Annotated in this window: 15 protein-coding genes; 6 read left to right on the forward strand and 9 right to left on the reverse strand. The window is 68.6% G+C overall.

What is annotated here, in order from left to right:
• Positions 1-51 precede the first annotated feature (51 nt).
• Positions 52-3,351 carry a DEAD/DEAH box helicase gene (locus tag DAA40_RS10365; RefSeq protein ID WP_106849650.1) on the forward strand — a complete coding sequence of 1,100 codons (3,300 nt, stop codon included), beginning with the start codon at positions 52-54 and terminating at the stop codon, positions 3,349-3,351.
• Positions 3,352-3,677: 326 nt separating this feature from the next.
• Here DAA40_RS10365 and DAA40_RS10370 read toward each other — a convergent pair whose 3' ends face one another.
• From DAA40_RS10370 to trpS, 3 genes are all read right to left on the reverse strand, one after another.
• Complete coding sequence (locus DAA40_RS10370; RefSeq protein WP_158716369.1) at positions 3,678-4,739, reverse strand: YihY/virulence factor BrkB family protein; 1,062 nt, start codon at positions 4,737-4,739, stop codon at positions 3,678-3,680.
• A complete protein-coding gene (locus DAA40_RS16200) occupies positions 4,736-5,245 on the reverse strand; it encodes a 2'-5' RNA ligase family protein (RefSeq protein ID WP_158716370.1) in 510 nt (169 codons plus the stop codon). Before DAA40_RS16200 ends, DAA40_RS10370 begins: the two co-directional genes overlap by 4 nt.
• A 125-nt stretch (positions 5,246-5,370) precedes the next feature.
• Entirely contained in the window at positions 5,371-6,387 is a 1,017-nt protein-coding gene (gene trpS / locus DAA40_RS10380) for a tryptophan--tRNA ligase (protein ID WP_234356337.1), read from the reverse strand.
• 180 nt (positions 6,388-6,567) lie between these two features.
• Between trpS and DAA40_RS10385 the strand changes: the two genes are divergently transcribed.
• Positions 6,568-8,349, forward strand: coding sequence for a choice-of-anchor L domain-containing protein (locus DAA40_RS10385; protein ID WP_106849653.1), 1,782 nt, complete (start codon positions 6,568-6,570; stop codon positions 8,347-8,349).
• An 11-nt stretch (positions 8,350-8,360) separates the two neighbouring features.
• Here DAA40_RS10385 and DAA40_RS10390 read toward each other — a convergent pair whose 3' ends face one another.
• The 4 genes from DAA40_RS10390 to DAA40_RS10405 all read right to left on the reverse strand — a co-directional run bounded on the left by DAA40_RS10390 (position 8,361) and on the right by DAA40_RS10405 (position 13,526).
• Positions 8,361-9,419, reverse strand: coding sequence for a hypothetical protein (locus DAA40_RS10390; RefSeq protein WP_158716371.1), 1,059 nt, complete (start codon positions 9,417-9,419; stop codon positions 8,361-8,363).
• A gap of 133 nt (positions 9,420-9,552) precedes the next feature.
• A complete protein-coding gene (gene hisC, locus DAA40_RS10395) occupies positions 9,553-10,590 on the reverse strand; it encodes a histidinol-phosphate transaminase (RefSeq protein ID WP_106849655.1) in 1,038 nt (345 codons plus the stop codon).
• 180 nt (positions 10,591-10,770) lie between these two features.
• The gene (locus DAA40_RS10400; protein ID WP_106849656.1) at positions 10,771-12,093 is read right to left on the reverse strand and encodes a hemolysin family protein; all 1,323 of its coding nucleotides are present in this window, start codon (positions 12,091-12,093) and stop codon (positions 10,771-10,773) included.
• Between the two features lie 158 nt (positions 12,094-12,251).
• Complete coding sequence (locus DAA40_RS10405; protein WP_106849657.1) at positions 12,252-13,526, reverse strand: citrate synthase; 1,275 nt, start codon at positions 13,524-13,526, stop codon at positions 12,252-12,254.
• Between the two features lie 242 nt (positions 13,527-13,768).
• On the opposite strand from DAA40_RS10405, the gene DAA40_RS10410 reads away from it, so the two are divergent.
• The 4 genes from DAA40_RS10410 to DAA40_RS10425 all read left to right on the forward strand — a co-directional run bounded on the left by DAA40_RS10410 (position 13,769) and on the right by DAA40_RS10425 (position 17,294).
• Positions 13,769-14,578: an alpha/beta fold hydrolase gene (locus DAA40_RS10410; RefSeq protein ID WP_158716372.1), complete on the forward strand. Its 810-nt coding sequence runs from the start codon at positions 13,769-13,771 to the stop codon at positions 14,576-14,578.
• 159 nt (positions 14,579-14,737) lie between these two features.
• The gene (locus DAA40_RS10415) at positions 14,738-15,682 is read left to right on the forward strand and encodes a hypothetical protein (protein WP_106849659.1); all 945 of its coding nucleotides are present in this window, start codon (positions 14,738-14,740) and stop codon (positions 15,680-15,682) included.
• A 264-nt stretch (positions 15,683-15,946) separates the two neighbouring features.
• Complete coding sequence (locus DAA40_RS10420; RefSeq protein ID WP_158716373.1) at positions 15,947-16,231, forward strand: hypothetical protein; 285 nt, start codon at positions 15,947-15,949, stop codon at positions 16,229-16,231.
• Positions 16,232-16,391: 160 nt separating this feature from the next.
• Positions 16,392-17,294 (forward strand): aldehyde dehydrogenase family protein, encoded by a 903-nt coding sequence (locus DAA40_RS10425; RefSeq protein WP_255413597.1) that lies wholly within the window; start codon positions 16,392-16,394, stop codon positions 17,292-17,294.
• Positions 17,295-17,421: 127 nt separating this feature from the next.
• Here DAA40_RS10425 and DAA40_RS10430 read toward each other — a convergent pair whose 3' ends face one another.
• Together DAA40_RS10430 and DAA40_RS10435 are read right to left on the reverse strand one after the other, a co-directional pair.
• The gene (locus DAA40_RS10430) at positions 17,422-18,657 is read right to left on the reverse strand and encodes a CapA family protein (RefSeq protein WP_158716374.1); all 1,236 of its coding nucleotides are present in this window, start codon (positions 18,655-18,657) and stop codon (positions 17,422-17,424) included.
• Positions 18,658-18,783: 126 nt separating this feature from the next.
• Positions 18,784-20,274, reverse strand: a complete 1,491-nt coding sequence (locus tag DAA40_RS10435; protein WP_106849662.1) for an AMP-binding protein — start codon at positions 20,272-20,274, stop codon at positions 18,784-18,786.
• Between the last annotated feature and the right edge of the window lie 89 nt (positions 20,275-20,363).

Here is a 20,363-nt window from a genome sequence, read left to right on the forward strand (position 1 = left end):
GGAGGTGAGTATCGTCGCGAGTGCCTGACCGCCAGCAGCCGAGAGGACCCGATGGCTCGTCGTACCAGCGCCCGACAGCCCGGCGCCCGCGGGGTGCTACCCCACTGGATCATCGACATCACCGATATGGATCTGGTCACCGTCTTCGGCCCCGCGGCGGTCCAGCGCGGCGCTGCGTACCAGCGCAGCGGCGCCGTGTCCGGACTTCGCTCGGTCGAGCACGAGCTACAGGCAACGGTGACCGGGACCAAGCGCTATCAGAGCTGGGCGTGGCTCGAGGACGACAACGACCCGAGCTCGGTCTGCGGCACGTGCTCCTGCCCCGTCGGCGTGGACTGCAAGCACGTGGTCGCAGCCTTGCTCGAGGCCCGACACCGGCTCACCTCGGGCACGCCCCGGCCGGTTGGCCAAGAACGCGCACCGCGCCCGTCGTGGCGCGCCCTGCTCGACCCGGTCGTCGCCGCCTCCAGCGACCCGACGACCGCCGTCCCGCTCGGGCTGCTCATCGAGGAAGCCCCCGACCGCAGCCGCCCCGGCTCCGACGCGACCCGCCTGCGGATCCGCCCGGTGCAACCCGGCACGACGCGTCCCTGGGTCAAGGGGCCGATCAGCTGGTCAGCGCTGCGCTACCTGACGTCCGCGCGCGACCACGAGCCCCGACAGATCGAGGCTCTGCACGGGATCTGGAACGCACGCAACGCGCCGTCGTGGTACGAGCCCACCGACTGGCTCTGGCTGAACGATTTCGGCCCCGCGATCTGGCGGGCCCTCCGGTACGCGCAGGACGCGGGCCTGTCGTTCGTCACGCATGCCGCGAAGCCGCACCCGGTCCGGCTGCTGCCCGACTCGGTCAGCGTGCACATGGATGCCCGTCGGGACGCCGACGGTGCGCTGCTGCTGCGCACGTCCGTCCCCCTGCCAGACCCGGCCGGCCGGGTCCACCCGCTCGGCAACCCGCCGCATGGCGTGTTCGCGTCGTCCGGGGACGGGCTGCTGCTGGCCGAGCTCAGGGACCCGCTCTCCGGGCCGGTCGGGGCGCTGCTCGAGCAGGCCGACGAGATCCGGGTGCCCGCCGCGGACGCCGGAGCCTTCCTCGCGCACTACTACCCCGCACTGCTCCGGCAGGCAACGGTCGAGTCCACGGACGGCAGCGTGCACTTCCCGTCGTACGGCCCCGCCCGCCTGGGACTGCAGGTGCATAGCAGCGGGGCTCACCGGCTGCAGCTGCGTTGGTGCTTCCGGTACGCCGTCGACGACCAGGTCCACGAGGTGCCGCTCATCGCCGCGGCCGGGCAGCCCGCGGCGGTGAGCGTCGTACCGCGCGACCGGGACGCCGAAGAACGTCTGCTCGCCAGCCTCGACGTCCTCGGCCAGGTCCCCGGGCTGCTCACCCCGCTGCCGGGAAAGACGCGGCTGGGAGTAGTGGTGGAGCCGCAGCTGCAGGGGTGGGCCACGGCGGTCTTCGTCCGCGACGTGCTGCCCGGCCTCCAGGCCCGCGACGACATCGACGTGACCGTCATCGGCGAGCTGCTCGACTACGCCGAGAGCGTCGAGCCGCCCCGGATCGAGGTCGCGACCCGCGACCCAGCACCAGGCGCATCCCCCGACTGGTTCGGCCTCGCGATCTCCGTCAGCGTCGACGGTCGAGAAGTCCCCCTGACGCAGCTGCTGAGCGCCCTCGCCCAGGGTGACGACCGGCTGCTCATGGACGACGGCACGTGGTTCAGCCTGCAGCGGCAGGAGCTACAGGCACTGCGGGAACTCGTCGAGGAGGCGCGGGCCATTCAGGATCGGCCGAGCGAAAGCCTGCGGGTGAACCGGTATCAGGCCGGCTTCTGGGAGGACCTCGCCGCCATCGCCACCGTCACCGACCAGAGCGAGCGCTGGTCGCGCAGCGTCGGCGCGCTGCTGGCCATCGACGAGCTGCCCAGGCCCGACCAACCGGCCGGGATCACGGCAACCCTGCGCGACTACCAGCTGGCCGGTTACCAATGGCTGTCGTTCCTGTGGGACCACGAGCTCGGCGGGATCCTGGCCGACGACATGGGTCTGGGCAAGACGCTGCAGGCCCTCGCCGCGCTCGAACGCGCCCGGGCCGACGGCCGGCTCACCCCCGACCGGCCGGCTCTCGTCGTGGCGCCGACCAGCGTCGTGGCGACCTGGCAACGGGAGGCGGCGCGCTTCGCCCCCGACCTGCAGGTAGCCCCGATCACCTCGACCAGCAAGCGGTCCGGGCGCACGCTCGCCGAGGCCACCGACGGCGCTCACCTCGTGGTCACGTCGTACGCCCTGCTGCGCATCGAGGCCGATCAGTTCACCGCGCGGGCGTGGCACGCGTTGATCCTCGACGAGGCGCAGGCGGTCAAGAATCACCAGTCCCGTGGCCATCAGGTCGCCCGGCTCGTCGCGGCGCCGATCAAGCTGGCGATCACCGGCACGCCGCTGGAGAACTCGCTCATGGACCTGTGGGCGCTGCTGTCGATCACCGCTCCTGGGCTGCTGCCCTGCCCGAAGCGCTTCGGCGAGTTGTTCCGCAAGCCGATCGAGGCCGGCCAGTCCCCCGACCAGCTCGATCGGCTCCGCCGGCGGATCCGGCCGCTGATGCTGCGGCGCACCAAGGACGCGGTCGCCGCCGACCTACCGCCGAAGATCGAGCAGATCCTCACCGTGCCGCTCAACCCCGCCCACCGCCGCGTCTACGACACCCATCTGCAGCGCGAGCGGCAACGCATCCTCGGGCTGCTCGCGGACGTCAACCGCAACCGGGTCGCGATCCTGACCGGGCTCACCCGGCTGCGCCAGCTCGCCCTCGACGTCCACCTGGTCGATCCCGACCTGCCGGCGAGCATCGCGCCGTCCAAGGTCGACACCCTCATCGAGCACATCGCCGAGCTCGCGGCCGAGGGGCATCGGTGCCTGGTGTTCAGCCAGTTCACCCGGTTCCTCGCCGTGGTCCGCGACCAGCTCGCCCTCGACTACGTCTACCTCGACGGGCGCACCCGTGACCGGCCGCGGCGGATCGCGCAGTTCACCGAGGGTGATGCGCCGGTGTTCCTGATCAGCCTCAAGGCCGGCGGCGCCGGACTCACCCTCACCGAGGCCGACTACGTCTTCGTGCTCGACCCGTGGTGGAACCCCGCAGTCGAGGCGCAGGCGGTGGACCGCACCCACCGCATCGGGCAGGACAAGACGGTCATGGTCTACCGCCTGGTCGCCGAGGACACCATCGAGGAGAAGGTCGTCGCGCTGCAGGCACACAAGCGCGAGCTGTTCGAGAAGGTCATCGAGGACGGCGGCCTGATGGCGGCCCCGCTGACCGCCGACGACATCCGGGGCCTGCTCGACGCATGAGTGTGCGGGACATGCTGGAGTGAATGTCGTGAGGACGATCGGCCCCATAGTGGTACCGGATTCGTCCTCACGAGTTTCGCGTGACAGATGGAACAGCAGACCCCAGGCGCCGCGCCGAGATCTATGGGGGGATTCATCTCGGCCATGCACCTGGGGTCACCGCCGTGCCTCAACGGCACGGACGCCCGCGCGTCGCCGGGGGGAAGACTGCGCGCGAACGGTTACCTACTGTAGTCCCGATTGCCCGATTGCAACCCCGGAGAGACACGCGCGTCCGAGCGTTTCGTCACGATCGAGTAGCCCTCGTCGTAAGTCGTTGTACCTGGTCAATCGACCTTTCTGCGGACCGGCGTCGCCCCGCCCGCCACTGGATGCTCCTGCTCGGGCGCGGCCTCGGTCAGCTCGGCAGTCCACAGTTTGAGCTGGTGTTCCAGCACCGGCCGGCTCGATCCGGTCCAGCACACCACGATCAGCAGCCACCGGCACAGCACGTTCACCCACACCAGCAGCACAACCACCGCGCCGAACACACCCGCCGCGGCGCTGCGCGAGATCAGGTTGCCGATGAACAGCGCGCCCGCCTGCTTGAGGATCTCGAACCCGACCGCTCCCATCACCGCCCCGCGCAGCACCGCCCGCTTCGAGACGCGCTGCCGCGCCAGCGAGACCATCAGGTACTGCAGGATCGCGATGTTGGCGACGATCGCGGCGGCAGTGGCCACGAGCGTGACGAACACCCCCGCTCCCGGTACGTCGTCCAGCCCCAGCGCCCGCACGATGTGCTCGGTGATGCTGCTCGCCGTGGCGCTCAGCGCGAGCGAGGCGAGCACCGCGATCCCCAGCCCCACCAGCACGACGAGGTCGATCGCCTTTTCCTTGAACCAGTTGCCGCCACCGGGAGCCTGGCCCCACATGCGCTGGATCGCCACCCGCATGTTGCTGATCCACGCCGTCCCGAGCCAGATCATCAGCAGCAGGGACAGGACGCCGATCGCACCGGCGCGGTCCTCGGTCGCGCGCATCGCCTCGATCAGCACGTCCCCGCCGCCGCCGGGGATCTGCTCGGCGACCTGCTGGAAGAGCTTCTGCGCGCGGTCGAAGTCCGAGCGCAGCACGAAGCCGAAGACGGACGCCGACAGCAGCAGGATTGGCACCAGCGCGACGAAGGTCTGGAAGGTCACCGCCGCGGCGTACGAGTCGCCGTTGCGGCGGTCGTAGCGGGTGAGCGTGATGACGAGGTGGTCGAACCACTCCCACCGCCGGCGGGTCTCGCGGAAACGCAGCGTCCAGCGGCCCGCCTCGTCGTCCGGAACCGGCGCCACCCGCGTGTGCTGGAGGTCCTCGACCCGATGGGCCAGCTCTCGCAACGGGAGACGTTCGGCGCTCACGGCAGCGCCACCCCCGCCAACGGGAAACGCGCGAGCGGGGGCCAGGTCCCGACGCCGTCCTGCCGATGCGCCCACACATGGTCGACCAGCAGGTCGGCGCGGAAGCCCTCCAGGCCTTCAAAGGCGGCGTCCAGTGCCTCGGGGTCGACGTCCTGCGCGACGGTCACGTGCGGGGGGTAGGGGAAGCTGCGGGGCGCGCGCAGCTCGTCGACCAGCAGCCGGTCAGCAAGCAGCTCACAACTGGAGATGCCTTCGGCGACGGCGATGAAGACGACGTCCGACACCGGCCGGAAGGTACCGGTGCCGCGCAGCTTCATCTCGAACGGCGGGACCGCCGCGCACCGCTCGCGCAGCGTGCCGAGGATCCGGTCGAGGCCGTCGTCCGGCACCGGCGTGGGCGGGACCAGGGTGACGTGCGGGGTCACGTGCTCCGCGAGCGCATCGCCGGACCGGCGGCGCCACGCGCGCAGCTCCGCCTCGTACGGCGGGGGGATCTCGATCGACACGCCCACCGTGACCTGACCGCCCGACTCGTCTAATACGCCTGGCTCGCCTGGGACGGTTGGCGTCCCCGGCACACCGGGCACGACTGGCACCCCGGGCACGCCTGGCACGGGCACGGCTGCCACGGCTATCCGATCCGCACGAACCCGACGGCCGCGCTGACCGACTCCATCACCGGAGCCGCGATGCTACGCGCGCGTTGCGCGCCGTCCCCCATGGCCCGGATCAGCTCGGAGGGGTCCTCGAGCAGCTCCTTGGTGCGGGTCGCGATCGGCTCAAACTCGGCGACGACGGCGTCCGCCACGTCGGTCTTCAGCGCTCCGTACCCCTTGCCGTCGTAGTCGGCGACCAGCGACTCCGGATCGCGCCCAGTGGCGGCGCCGAGGATCGACAGCAGGTTGGCTACGCCGGGCTGGGTCTCGCGATCGAACCGGACGACGCCCTCGTTGTCGGTGACCGCGGACTTGATGCGCTTGGCAATCTGCTTTGGCTCGTCGAGCACGTTGATCATGCCGCCGGCGGTCTGCGCGGACTTGCTCATCTTGCCGGTGGGGTTCTGCAGGTCGACGAACTTCGCGGTCTCCTTGCGGATGATCGCCTCCGGGACGACGAAGGTCTTGCCGAAGCGCGCGTTGAAGCGCTGCGCGAGGTCGCGGGTCAGCTCGAGGTGCTGACGCTGGTCCTCACCGACCGGGACACCGGTTGCGTTGTACAGCAGGATATCGGCGGCCATCAGCATCGGATAGGTGAACAATCCGACCGAGGTGTGGTCACTGCCCTCCTTGCCGGACTTGTCCTTGAACTGCGTCATCCGCCCGGCCTCACCGAAGCCGGTGATGCACTGCAGGATCCACGACAGCTGCGAGTGCTCGGGCACGTGCGACTGCACGAACAGCACCGAGCGCTTCGGGTCTATCCCCATCGCCAGCAACTGCGCGTAGCTGACCAGCGTGCGGCGGTGCAGCTGCGCCGGATCCTGCTGCGCTTCGATGGTGATCGCGTGCAGGTCGACCACGCAGTAGATGCACTCGCTACCCTCCTCCTGCATGCTCACCCAGTGCTTAAGCGCGCCGAAGTAGTTGCCGAGATGGAACGAGTCCGCGGTCGGCTGGATGCCGGAGAAGACGCGCTGCGCTGAGCTCACTGGTGACCTTTCGAAGAACGCACGTAGGGCATCGTCCATTCTCCCACGCCACCGATCGGCGGCGTCCATCGCTAGCGACCGCGAGCCGAATACCGATAGCCGTTAAATTCTTGTAGACAACACCGGACGATCCAGGTTCAATGTGTCTAATCTGAGAATTTCCTCACACCTGGAGGAGTCATGAAATCCAGCCGCGTCGCCTCCTCTGCAGGCCTTGGCCTCGCACTGTGCATCGCCGCCTCATCAACAGCCTTCGCTGACGACGCCGAGACGTCACAGCCTGCTTCCCCGGCGAGTGACCAGTCGGTGTCCGCACCGGACGCTGGGGAGGCGACCGAGACAGAAGCGGGCACCGAGGCGGCTCCGGATTCCGCGACGGATCCGTCGCCCGAGCCGGGGCCGGCGCCCGCAGCCGAGTCGAAGGCGGCGCCCGAGCCCGATGCCAACCCGGAACCCGACGCCGAGCCGGCGTCGCCCTCCGATGCCCCAGCCGCACCGCCCGCGACGACGGCCGCCCCGGCGGCTGAAGACGGCAGTCAGCCGGCGTCCAACGAGAACCCCGCTAAGGCCGCGAACGACGCGGACGACGCTGCCGCGGACGAAGCTGCCGCGGACCAGGCAGGCGCGACGTCCGTGGCCCCGGCAGACGAACGGGCCGACGCGACGGTTCCCGTCGCGGCCGCAGCGACCATCGGGATCGCGTCGGCCGGCCAGACGGTGACCACCGTCGCAGACGGCCTCACGCCCTTTCAGCTCGCGCAGTACCTCGCCGGCGCTGGCGTAACGATCTCCAACGTGACGTACACCGGGCATCCCACTGCCGCCGGAATCGCCGACGGAATCTCTGCGATCGGGCTGGTCGGAGGCGTCGCGCTCTCCAGCGGCTCCCTACAGGTCACCGACGACGACAAGGGTGGCCTCGTCGGCCCGAACGAGTCGGCCGGATGGTCTTCGGGCCTGGGCCAGCCGGGTGATTCCGATCTCGACGCGCTGCTCTCCGGAGGGGACGCGACCAACGACGCCGCCGTCCTCGAGTTTGACGTCGTCCCTACCGGCACCCAGCTGATCTTCCATTACGTGTTCGCCTCCGAGGAGTACAACGAGTGGGTCAACTCGTACAACGACGTGTTCGGCTTCTACGTCAACGGGGTCAATTGCGCCACCATCAACGGCGCTCCGATCAGCATCAACAACATCAACAAAGACGTGAACTCTGGCTCGTACGTCAACAACGACCCCTCCGACTTCGGCGGCACCGCACCCCATGATGTCGAGCCCGACGGATTCACGACCGTGCTGACCTGCTCCGCCTCAGTGAACCCTGGGCAGCCCAACCGAATCAAGCTCGCGATCGCCGATGCCCGGGACTCAGCGTTTGACACACTGGTGATCATCCAGGCCGGCAGCTTCACCTCCGCGGACCCACCGAAGGCATCCAACGATGCCTACTCGACCAAGGCCGGCGAGACTCTCGTGGTCGTCGTCCCGGGCCTGGTGGGCAACGACAGCCAGTCCCCCGGTGGTGGCCCGCTGGCCGCGGTCAAGGTCAGCGACCCGAAGAACGGCACGGTCACGATCAACGCCGACGGCTCGTTCAGCTACGTGCCCAATCCAGGGTTCATCGGTCAGGACACCTTCACCTACCTCGTGACCGATGCCTGGGGTAACTCGAACGTCGCGACCGTGACGATCGACGTGCTCACCGGCGAGGTGACCCCGGTCGTCACGCCCGCGCAGCCGGTCCCGCCGCCGAAGTCCATCCCCACCCCGGCCACCCAGGGGGCCGGCACGAAGACCACGGGCACGAAGGCCACCCCGGTTCAGGTCAAGACCCACGCCTCGGGCGGGCCGAGTCTGGCCGCCACGGGCATCGACCTGTTGCCGCTCGGCTCGATCTCGCTGACCCTGCTCGCCGCAGGCATCGCCGCGACGACGGTCGGACGCCGCCGGCAGACAAGCTGACAGGTGGCGCCCTAGGAGAGGGCAGCGAGGAGGAGCGCGTCGACCTCCCGGAAAAGGGTGGACGGCGCGATCTGTCGGCCGGCGATCGCACTCACCATCGCGCTCAGCCCCGGCAGCGGCTCGCCGGCATCCGCGCCCTTCTTGCGCGCTCTGGCCTCCAGCGGGTTCTGTCGGCCACTCCACTTGGCGCACAGCTCGCGCCAAGTCTTGTCCCACGCGCGGTCGATCTCGTTCGCGCTCGGGACGCCGAACCCGTGCCCGACCGGCGCCGCATGCCGCAGCGCGATCAGCGGCGACTCGACGAACTGGCCGGCGATCGCCAGCCGGTCGGCGAGGTCGGCCTTGTCCCCGGGCAGCGCCTCCCACACCGCGCATTTCGTGGAGCACGCCCGCAGCGACCGCGGCCGGCCGTCGCCCTCGGTGAGCCCGCAGGTGTGCAGTCCGGTGGCGACTCGCGAGTGGTCGCGGTCGAGGTACTCGCGCCAGAACCGCTGGTACTCCTCCTGGCTCCACTCCTTGGCCGGGCGGCCGACGCGGATCACCTCGCGCAGCGAGCTGCGGATTGACAGCGAGTGCGCGCACTCACGGCTGCGCGGGTGATCCCGATCAATCGCCCACAGGCTTCCCTCGCGGGTCACGTGATCGGCCAGCCGCGGCGGATCCCCGGCATGGCCCAGATGCGGCTCCCACGCCAGCAGCGGCAGGTACTCACTCATGATGTGGCAGACCATCAGCACACCGGCCAGGTCCCGCTGCCGGTACCGGACCGCGACCACCTCCAGCATGATCGCGAAGGTCGGCGCCAGTGACTCGAGCGCACCGCGGTCCTTCGCGGTCGGCTGCTGCGGGACGTGCGCCGCGCGCGCCGCGCGCTCGAGCTCGGCCGGGACGTCGCCCAGCCCGCTCCAGTCCTCGGCGTCCAGGTCGATGATCGACAGCGCGAAGTCGCACAGTTGCTGCGCGGCCCGCCGCTGCTGGGCCGGGATGTCCAGCCCCGGCAGCAGCGAGCGGACGCCGCGGTAGCTGCCGGCGGCCAGCAGCGCCTGCACGTCCTCGCCCGGGGCCGTCACGTCGTCCACCGCCGTGTCGCGAGGACGCCCGACGTGGTGGGGACATCCCGTCCCGACCTCCGCCACAATCTCGTGAGGACGACCGCGTCCCATAGTGAGACCTGATCGTCCTCACGAGAGTCGGGCCGGGCCATCAGCAGCCCAGCGCTTCGAGCATCGCGTCGTTCTCGGACGGCGTCCCGATGGTGATGCGGATGCCGTTGCCGGCGAACGGCCGCCCCATGATCCCGGCGTCCATCAACCGGCCGGCGATCTCGTCGGTTGCCTCGCGAGCGCTGATCCAGACGAAGTTCGCGTGGCTGTCCGGGACGGCGTACCCGCCCTCACGCAGCCGCGCCGTGACCCGGTCGCGCTCGGCGACCGCCTCGCTGACGCGCACCTGCAGCTCGTCGGCGGCCTGCAGGGAGGCGACCGCCGCGGCTTGCGCGATGCTGGAGACGCTGAAGGGCATCATCGTCTTGCGGACCACGCCGGCGACCTCCGGGTCCTCGGCGATGAAGTAGCCGACCCGCAGACCGGCCAGCCCGTACGCCTTCGAGAAGGTGCGCAGCACGCACACGTTCGGCCGGCCCCGCATGATCTCCAGCCCGTCCGGGATCTCCGGGGAGGTGATGTACTCGCCGTACGCCTCGTCGAGCACCACCAGCACGTGCGGCGGGACGGCATCAAGGAAGCGAGTCAGCTCGTCGCGTCCGACCGCCGTCCCGGTGGGGTTGTTGGGATTGCAAACGATCACCACGCGGGTCTTGTCGGTGATCTGGGCGAGCATCGCGTCGAGGTCATGGGTCTCCTCGCGCAGCGGGACCAGCGCGAGGTGCGCGCCGACCACCTCGGCCACGATCGGGTAGGCCTCGAAGGACCGCCAGGCAACCACGACCGCTTCGTCCGGGGTGCAGTAGGCCTGCAGGATCTGCTCCAGCAGCGTCACCGAGCCGCAGCCGAGCGCGACCTGCTCGGGCGCGACGTCGTACTTCGCACAGATGGCCTCAGTGAGCGCGAGCGCGCCGTTGTCCGGGTAGCGGTTGACGGTGGCGGCGGCCTCGGCAATGGCCTGGACGACGGACGGCAGCGGCGGGTGCGGGTTCTCGTTGGAGGCCAGCTTGATCGCTGCGCTCGCACCCGGCTTGTACGCCGCGAGCTCGACGATGGACTTGCGGGCCAGGACGCTCACCTGCGGTACCTCCGAAGCTACGGGGCCCTTTTGGCGAGAGGGCCCGACCGCTTCAACCTACCCACCACCTGCGGCACGTGACGACTCGCTCTCCCCGCCCCGCGGTGGGTTACGACTCACTCTTCCCACCTGCGGTGGGTTACGACTCGCGATAGCGAGGCAGAACGTAACGCAGGTGGGTCAGGGCTCGTCGTCCTCGTCCTCGGGACGGGCCTTGGCGACGGCCGCGACGTGCAGCCGGGCGGCCCGGCGTCCGTCGACCTCGCTCACGGTGAGGACGCCGGTGTGCCGGTCGGTGTCGAAGGTGACCGAGTCGGCGAGCCGGGGCACCCGACCCAGCCGCGCCATCACGAACCCGCCCACCGACTCGTACGGCCCCTCGGGCAGCTCGACGCCGGTCAGGGCAGTGAACTCGCCGAGGTTGGTGCCGCCCTCGATCTCGTAGTCGCCGCTGGCGAGGCGGGACGTCGTCGAGTGGTCCTCGTCGTCATACTCGTCGCGGATGTCGCCAATGATCTCCTCGATGAGGTCCTCGAGGGTGACGATGCCGTCGGTCCCGCCGTACTCGTCGACGACGATCGCCAGGTGCTGACCACCGCGACGCATCTGGCCCAGTGACTCAAGCACCTTCTTCGAACCCGGCAGGTGCAGCACCGGCCGGGCGATGTTGCGCACGGTCTGCGAGCGGTCCGAGGGGTCGGCCAGCAGCAGATCGCGGATGTGTACGAAGCCCACGATGTCGTCCTGGCCGTCGGCGCCGGTCACCGGGTAGCGAGAGTGCGGGGAGTCGCGGGCCTCACGCGTTGCCTTGCTGACCGTCAGCCCACCGTCGAGGAAGGCGACCTGGCCGCGAGGGAGCATGATCTCGCGGATGTCGCGTTCCCCGGCGTCCAGCACGTCGCCGATCAGCTGACGTTCATCGCGGCTGAGCGACTCGCTGCTGCCGACGATGGCTCGCAGCTCGTCACCGGACATCTCCTCGCGCGAGGCCTGCGGGTCCCCGCCCAGCAGGCGGACGACGACGTTCGTCGACTTGCCCAGCAGCCAGATCACCGGCCGGAACACCCGCGCAAGGCGATCCAGGGTCGGTGCTAGCGCCATCGCGATGCCCTCGCTGCGCTGCAGTGCCAGACGCTTGGGCGTCAGCTCGCCGATCACCAACGAGACGTAGGCGACCGCCAGGGTGACCAGCAGCAGGCTGATCAGCGACGCCGCGGCGTTCGACAAGCCCCAGCCCATGAGCACCGGCGTGAGGTACTTCCCGAGCCGTTCGGCGCCGAACGCCGCCGACAGGAAGCCCAGCACCGTGACTCCGACCTGGACGACGGCAAGGAAGCGGTTGGGGTCCTCCAGCAGCCGCTTGAGTCGCTTGCCGCGTTTGCCGCCGAACTCGGCCAGCCGCTGTACCTGGCTGTCACGCAGACTCACCAGCGCGATCTCGGCGGCCACGAAGAACGAGGCGAGGATGGTGATCCCGAGGACGATCAGGATGTCGACGAGCACTGCGCACCTTTCTGGGTGATGGTGTCAGCCTACTGGCCGCGGCCTGGCATCTGGATCGACGAGCGTGGGTGCCGCTCGGTAACAACGAACGTGTGGGGATCGACGAACGGCCGCCGTCCTGCTGGACGGCGGCCGTTCGGCGTACGAGGCGAGAAGGACTACTTGTTCGGGTAGTCGCGCTCGGTCTGACCGATGTAGACCTGGCGCGGGCGGCCGATCTTGGTCTTCGGGTCGTTGATCATCTCGCGCCACTGCGCGATCCAGCCGGGCAGCCGGCCGAGGGCGAACAGCACCGTGAACATCTCGGTCGGGAAGCCCATGGCCTTGTAGATCAGGCCGGTGTAGAAGTCGACGTTCGGGTAGAGCTTGCGCTCGACGAAGTAGTCGTCCTTCAGCGCGATCTCTTCCAGGCCCATCGCCAGGTCAAGCAGCGGATCGGGCTTGTTCATCGTTTCCAGAACCTCGCGCACGCCCTTCTTCACGATCGCGGCGCGCGGGTCGTAGTTCTTGTAGACGCGATGACCGAAGCCCATGAGCTTCACGCCATCTTCCTTGTTCTTGACCTTGTTCATGAACTCCTTGGGGTCCATGCCCTCCTTGGAGATCTTCTCGAGCATCTCCAGGACCGCCTGGTTCGCGCCGCCGTGCAGCGGGCCGAACAGCGCGTTCACGCCGGCCGAGATCGAGGCGAACATGTTCGCGTTCGAGGAGCCGACGAGGCGAACGGTCGAGGTCGAACAGTTCTGCTCGTGGTCGGCATGCAGGATGAACAGCATGTCGAGGACCTTGGCGACCTTCGGGTCGACCTCGTACCGCTCGGCCGGGACGCCGAAGGTCATCCGCAGGAAGTTCTCGACGTACGACATGCTGTTCTCGGGATACAGCAGCGGCTGACCGAGGGACTGCTTGTGGGCGTACGACGCGATGGTCGGCAGCTTGGCCATCAGGCGGATGGTCGAGATGTGGACCTGCTCCTCGTCGAAAGGATCGAGGGAGTCCTGGTAGAAGGTCGACAGGGCCGACACGCCAGCGCTGAGCACGGCCATCGGGTGGGCCTCACGAGGGAAGCTCTGGAAGAAGCGCTTCATCTCCTCGTGCAGCATCGTGTGGCGGGGGATGTTGTCGGTGAACTCGGCCAGCTGCTCGGGGGTCGGCAGCTCGCCGTAGATGAGAAGGGACGAGACCTCGAGGAAGGGCGACTTCTCCGCGAGCTGATCGATCGGGGAACCGCGGGAGCGCAGGATGCCGGCCTCACCGGCGATGTAGGTGATCGCGGACTCGCACGAAGCGGTGTTGACGAAGCCGACGTCCAGACCGACCTTGCCGGTGGTGGACAGCAACTTCGAGACGTCTAGGCCGTCGGAGCCTTCGGTAGCGGAGATGGTGCCGAGTTCGAGCTCGCCGTCCGGGTGCTTGAGCGAGTAGTCAGTCATGAAATCACCAATCTAAGAGACGTACTCCTATTCGTAACGCCTGCCCAGCGGTGGCTAGGTGCAGACATCCACCCGTCAATCTATTCCGCTGCGGCGCCAGGCGCACCGCCCACCCCCGCACGATGGACGGCGTCCCACCTACTGAGACAGGCAGCCCGCCCGTCGGGTCGTCCGCTTCGGCCCGGCCGTTTGCGGGTTCGCGCCGCTGTCGACGCCGATGGCGCTATGGAAGACTCGCGCACATGACTACTTCTCAGGTAACCGGCGGCGACGGCTGCACTCTCAACGTGGTGACGGCCGGCCCGGAGGACGGCCCGCTCATCGTCGGCATTCATGGCATCGGCCAGTCGGCCACGGCGTACGCCCCGCTCCTCGACGTCGCCGATGAGCGCGGCTGGCGCGTGGTGACCTTCGACATGCGTGGGCACGGGGATTCCGACAAGCCGCACGACGCCTACGGCGACTCGCAGCTGTGGGCCGACGACGTGAAGGCGGTCCTACAGGCTGCGGGAGCGTCGGCCCAGAACCGCGCGACCGTCCTGGCGTGGTCATACGGCGGCGCGGTCATCACCGACTACCTGGCCGTGTACGGCGCTCAGCTCGTCAAGGCGATCGTCACCCTCGGCGCGACGAACAAGCTCGGCGGACCGGTCGGCGAGTTCGTCACGAAGGAGTTCGGGGCCATGGGCAAGGCGATCATGACCGACGACACCGGCGCGGTGGCCGAGCAACTGCTGGACATGTGCGCCGCCAAGCCGCTGGACGCCGGTTTCCGGAAGGAGCTGCTCGAGCGGGCCAAGGCCTGCCCTGCGTACGTCCGCAACGGCATGTTCCGCCGTACCGTCGACAACGACGAGGCGCTCGCGGCCTACGAAGGCGTCGTCCTCGCCACCCACGGCGACCAGGACCAGATGTTCACCCCCGCCCTCAGCCGCCACATCGCCGACACCGCGAAGAACGGCACCTTCACGCAGTACTCCGAGTGCGGCCACATGCCGCTGTGGGATGCCACCGACGAGTTCCTGGCAGATCTGGCCAAGATCGTCGACTGACATCCATTGAACGCCATTCGGTTGAAGGATCCGAGCTACCCGTTCGCTTAGATCCTTCAACCGAGCGCGATTCGGCCGCCATGTCCACAGGCGGCCCGCTGTCCACAAACGCACTCATGCGCACTGGCCGGCCGCCGGTTCGGCCGGTTCAATGCCCGCATGCTCAAGCCTGTTCCCCCGGCGGTCATTCGCCTACTCGAGGAGCAGCGCCAGGTCATTACCCGTCACCAGCTGAACGGCCTCGCGATGCCTCGTCCGGCGCTGGAGTGGCTGCTGGGCAACGGCACGTGGCAGCGCCTCGACACTGCGGTCTACTACGCCGGACAGGGAGATCCACCGTGGCTGTCACTGGCGTGGGCTGCCTCGCTCGCGGCCGGTGAGGACGCCGTCCTCTACCGCGAGAGTGCCGCCCACCTTCACGGCTTGCTCGCGACACCACCCGACCCGATCCAGCTGGTTGTGCCGACCGGTCGCGCCGCGCGGAGCCGCCGCTTCAGTGAGGTCACTCGCTCGCAGACCTCTCGGCGGACGCTGACCGTCACCGGGCTCCGGTGTACCGGGGTCGCGGACACGCTCATCGACTGTGCAGCATCGATGGGCGCCCGGGACCTCGAGGCGCTGATCACCGGTGCCTTCCAGCGGCGAAAGGTGAGCGCGAGCGGGCTCCGCAAGGCCGTCAACGCCATGCGGGCGGTCGCCCAGCGCGAGATCCTCGCCGCAGCGGCGGCGGACGCTCTGGCCGGTGCGCACAGCGTGCTGGAACTGGACTACCTGCGCAATGTCGAACGCCCGCATGACCTCCCCGTCGGCACTCGCCAGCACAGCCCTCGCAAGGGCGAGTACGTCGATGTGTACTACGAGGAGTACGGCGTCATCGTCGAGCTCGACGGATACTCCCCTCACGCCCTCACGCCGTTCCGCGACCAGACTCGCGACAACCGCAACTCGTCCGATGGAAAGTCCACCCTGCGGTACGGCAGCTTCGACCTGGCGGCGCACGGCTGTGAGGTGGCCATCGAGGTCGCGGAGTTGCTGATCCGACGGGGCTGGACCGGCTATCCCGCCGCCTGCCCACGTTGCGATTCCCGAATCCCGCTCGGTTGAAGGATCTTGGCGAACGGGTAACCCGGATCCTTCACGCGAGTATATTTGGTCGTGCGACCAATAGTAGGTATGGCGTGATCGGCGCCGGCACCTCCGGGCGCACCGGCGCGAACGACCTCGCCGCCGGTGGCCTGCGCGTGCTCATCGTCGAGGCCGGTCGCCGCTACGCGCGGCGCGACTACCCCCGGCACGAGGTCGCCGGCTCCAGCCAGCTGTTCTGGGGCGGCGGGCGCCGACGCCGGGATCGACGAGATGCTGCCGTACATGCACGAGGCCGACCGGAGCAGCCTGCTGAGCCTGCTCGACGCGTGCGCCGTCCTGCCCTCGCCGCTGATCCGGGTGCTTGTCGCCGCGTCGTCCGCTGCCGACTCGGCGCCCGCGCCTGTGGCGGCGCTGCTACGCCTGGCGAACATCGGCATCAAGGGCGTCGTGCACAGCCTCTACTGGGCCGACCTGGGCATCGGGCGCGTGCACGAGCGCATCGGCTATGGCGCAATGATCGACGACGATGCCTACGAGCAGAGCCTGAGCGAGAGGAACAGCACGTGACCTACCCATCCACCGAGGGGCACGGCGCCACGGTCGAGGGTGTGGTTCAGCGCGCCCGCGCGGGTGCGATCTCGCTTCGCGCGCTCACCCCCGACGAACGAGTAGCGCGCTTCCCCGCGCTGCGGGCGGCGACCCTGGAGCGACAGGAGGAGACATCACGATCGTCGCCGAGCAGACGCACAAGGCGCGCTCGGACATCCTGATGTCGGAGATCTTCGGCGACCTCGACGCGATCAGCTGGTGCGAGAAGAACGCCGCCGACGCGCTCTCAGACGAGAAGGTGCCGACGCCGATCGCCTTGATGGGCAAGAAGTCGCGGATCTGGTACGAACCACGCGACGTCCTGCTGGTGATCTCTCCCTTGAACTACCCGTTCTTCCAGGCAATCGTCCCGATCGTGCAGGCGCTGTCCGCCGGCAACGCCGTCGTCTTAAAGCCGAGCGAGTGGACGCCGCTGGCCGGGCTCGTCGAGTCACTGCTCGAGAGCGCCGCCATCGCGCCGAACTGGGTGCAGGTCGTGTACGGAGACGCCGAGGTCGGCCGCCAGGTGATCGACCAGCGCCCCGACCAGATCATGTTCACCGGCTCGATCCGGACCGGTCGGGCGATCCTGACGCGGGCCGCCGAGCATCTCATCCCGGTCGAGGTCATCCAGCGTGCTAACGACTCGGTCTACGGCCTGACGGCGAGCGTCTGGAGCGCCGACGCCGACCGCGCCGAGCGAGTCGCCCGGGCGCTGCGCGTGGGCGGGGTGTCGATCAACAACGTGATGGCGACCGAGGCGACCCAGGCGCTGCCGTTCGGCGGCGTGGGCCAGTCCGGGATGGGTCGCTACAAGGGCGTGCACGGGCTGCGCGCGTTCAGCAACCTCAAGTCGGTGATCGTCGACAAGGACGGCGACAAGCTCGAGGCGAACTGGTATCCCTACACAGCCAAGAAGTACCGCATGTTCACCGCCATGATGCGGGCGCTGTTCACCGACAGCCCGGTGAAGCTGGCCAAGTTCGGCGTCCTCGGGACCCGGCTGGAGAGCTACGCGCAGAAGGCGACCCGCCGCCGCTGAGGGACATCACCGAAGTGCACTCGCCGCCGAAGGAGCGTCTGGCTACGCGGAGCAACGCTCGATGCTGTCATCAGCCCGGCGGGCTTCTGAGAACGCCTGCCGGAGTACGCCGATCGCCCATACCGCGCTACTGTCGTTCTGGCCCGGAGAACTCGCCGTCGCCTGTGGGATAGTCGGTGCGCTGCGTGGAGCCATCGGCACCCATCACCGGATAGGTCGCCTGCTCACGGGCCGCGATCTCGGTGTCGCTCAATGCGGAGGTCTTGGTGCCACCGGCGAGCTCGTGCAGCAGATAGATCGCGCTGCCGTGCGGCATTTCTCCGGTGACCGCTGTCCATTCGACACCCGAGACGAAAGGCTTGCCGTCCACCGGTATCTCTACCGTTGCGGTCACCAGCAGGCCCGTGGTGACTCGGTAGCCGAAATTCTTGATCGTCTGGCCGGAAATCATGTTGCCCATCGACCAGACAACCCACGTGCCGCGGCCCCCGGGCCCGCCGGGGAGCTGCTCGACCGGTTGGGGCGTGTGGGAGTGTGAGCCGAGGATCAGGTCCACCTCGCCCGACGCGGCCAGGTGCGCGCCGATCGTCGTCTGCTCGGCGATCGGAGCCGAGACATACTCGGTACCCCAGTGCATAGACACGACGACGATGTCGGCACCTAGCTGGCGGGCAGTGGCCGCATCGTCAATCACATCGTTCACGCTGCCTGGGCCGAGATCCCCGATGACATTCCACGCCCACGGCATACCGTCCGGTGCTTGGTATCCATTCGTCAGCGTCGTGGCCGCCAGATGCGCGATGCGCACCGCACCAGCGGGAGTGTCGAGCACGTAGAACTGGATCTGTTCCGCCTCGTCCGCTGTCCGTGCGGTTCCGGCCCATCCGAGCCCGTTCGCGGTGAACGCATCGATGGTGGCAGTGATGCCCGGGAACCCGCGGTCCATCGAGTGGTTTGTCGCGGTGGAGCAGCCATCCCATCCGCTGCTCTTTAGCGAGGATGCGATCCCTTCGGGGACGCCGAACGCGGGATATGCCGACGGTTTCTCGCCGGGGGGCGCGATCGGCACCTCCATAGCGCACAGCGCCAGGTCGGCCGATTCGATGAACGGCGTGATCCCCGAGAAGAGCTCGGTGAAGTCGTAATCGCCCGATGGCTGTTTGGCGGCACCGTAGACGTTCTCGTGCGGAAGGATGTCGCCCCCGGCGACGATCGTCGCTTCCGACGGCGCAGCCGGCACGGTCACGGTCTGCTCCGAGGAAGTCGCTTCCGGCCCGGTGCCCTTACCGGTGCCAGCGCAGCCGGCCAGGATCAATGTCGTGATCGCAGCTGTGACCACAACCTTCGCCCCGGTAGTTCTCACTTGCTCATTATGACTCGCGCTAAGTCCTGGTCCCAGGCATGGCAGATGAGTTGGTTTTCAGGAGCGAGACCTGAGCCCGATTCTGGAACGTGCCGCCCCCTCAAAGAGGGATTCGTTCCAAATCGGTCATATCTTGAGGCGTTCGGCGCGCAGGGCGCTGCGGCGGGCCTTGCCCGCGTCGTCCCGCAGCGGCTCGTCGTTGATCTCGATGGTGCGCGGGCGCTTGTGCGGCGACAGGTGCTCGACCAGATGCCGGTGCACGTCGTCGAGGTCGGTGCCCGGATCGGCGTGCACGATCGCGTGGATCCGGTTGCCGTACTCCTCATCGGGCAGCCCGATCACCGCGGACGACGTGATCGCCGGATGCTTGTCGAGCGCGGCCTCGATCTCGGCCGGGAAGACGTTCACGCCGCCGACGAGGATCATGTCGGTCTTGCGGTCGTGCAGGTAGAGGAAGCCGTCGTCGTCGAACTGGCCGACGTCACCGAGCGACTCCCAGACGATCCCGTCACCGCGGTCGAGGAGCTTGGCATCGGCGCCGACGTAGTGATAGGTCTCGTCCTTGTCCGGCGTACGGCGCATCCAGAGCTCGCCCGGCGTCCCGGTCGGCACCGGGTTATGGTCCTCGTCGAGCGCCACCATCTCCCCCGAGACGACCTGACCGACCGAGCCGCGCCGGGTTAGCCACTCGACGCCGTTGATGACCGTGATCGCCTGGGACTCGGTGCCGGCGTACAGCTCCATGATCGGCTCGGCGCCGAACCATTCGATCCAGTGCTCCTTGAGCCACGCTGGGCACGGGGCGCCCATGTGCCACACCGTCTCGATGCTGGAGATGTCGTACCGGCTGCGCACCTTCTCGGGCAGGTTCCACATCCGCCGCATCATGATCGGGACGACGTACAGCAGCGTGCATCGGTACTTCTCTATATTGCTTAGTACCTGCTCGGGCTCGAAGCGGTCCATCAGGACGACGTGTCCGCCCCGGGCGAGGGTCTGGTACATGACCATGTGCGGCGCGTTGTGGTGCATCGGCGCCGACACCAGCGAGACCGTGTCGTTGTCGATCCGCCAGATCTCCAGCCCCGCGTCGTCCACGATCGCCGGCAGTCCCGAGAGGATGATCTTCGGCCGGCCGGTGGACCCGCCGGACGTCGGCGCCTTCAGCGACGGCGCGAGGACGTCGGGCAGCTCGCCGTCGTACGCCGCGCCGTCCCGCTCCAGATGCGCCACGCTGACCATCTCGGCGCCGAAGTGCTCCGAGAGCGCCTCGTCACCGACGACAACGGCAGGCTTGGCGATCTCCAGGATCGCCTGGAACTCCGGTACCGCGAGCTTCTGCGACAGCGGCTGCGGGGTGGCGCCCACGAACCAGGTGGCGAGGTCGGCGACGACGAAGTCCACGCTGTTCCAGAGCGCGATAGTCACCAGATCGCCCTGCTTCGCGCCCCGCGCGGCCATGCCCCGTGCGGCGAGCTCGGCCCGATCGACGAGCTCCTTCCAGGTCACCGTGGTGCCGGTGGTTGCGTCGGTGACCGCCGGGCGATCGGGCTGCTCGACGGCGAATCGCCGATAAGCGTGGGCGAGCCACTCAGGCTCGGGCGCGGGAAGAGTCATGGGACGTTTCTAGCACCACCCGGACGATTAAACAGTGCCGGTTTCGGGCGATGTCGGGATGTGGCCCGAAACCGGCACTATTCAACGGT

The organism is Blastococcus sp. Marseille-P5729 (assembly GCF_900292035.1).
Classification (GTDB): domain Bacteria; phylum Actinomycetota; class Actinomycetes; order Mycobacteriales; family Antricoccaceae; genus Cumulibacter.

Coding starts and splice junctions, on each gene's coding strand:
- DAA40_RS10410 (WP_158716372.1), top strand. CDS start 13,769: ATGACTACTTCTCAGGTAACCGGCGGCGACGGCTGCACTCTCAACGTG.
- DAA40_RS10385 (WP_106849653.1), top strand. CDS start 6,568: ATGAAATCCAGCCGCGTCGCCTCCTCTGCAGGCCTTGGCCTCGCACTG.
- DAA40_RS10405 (WP_106849657.1), bottom strand. CDS start 13,526: ATGACTGACTACTCGCTCAAGCACCCGGACGGCGAGCTCGAACTCGGC.
- DAA40_RS10420 (WP_158716373.1), top strand. CDS start 15,947: ATGCACGAGGCCGACCGGAGCAGCCTGCTGAGCCTGCTCGACGCGTGC.
- DAA40_RS10435 (WP_106849662.1), bottom strand. CDS start 20,274: ATGACTCTTCCCGCGCCCGAGCCTGAGTGGCTCGCCCACGCTTATCGG.
- DAA40_RS10415 (WP_106849659.1), top strand. CDS start 14,738: ATGCTCAAGCCTGTTCCCCCGGCGGTCATTCGCCTACTCGAGGAGCAG.
- DAA40_RS10365 (WP_106849650.1), top strand. CDS start 52: ATGGCTCGTCGTACCAGCGCCCGACAGCCCGGCGCCCGCGGGGTGCTA.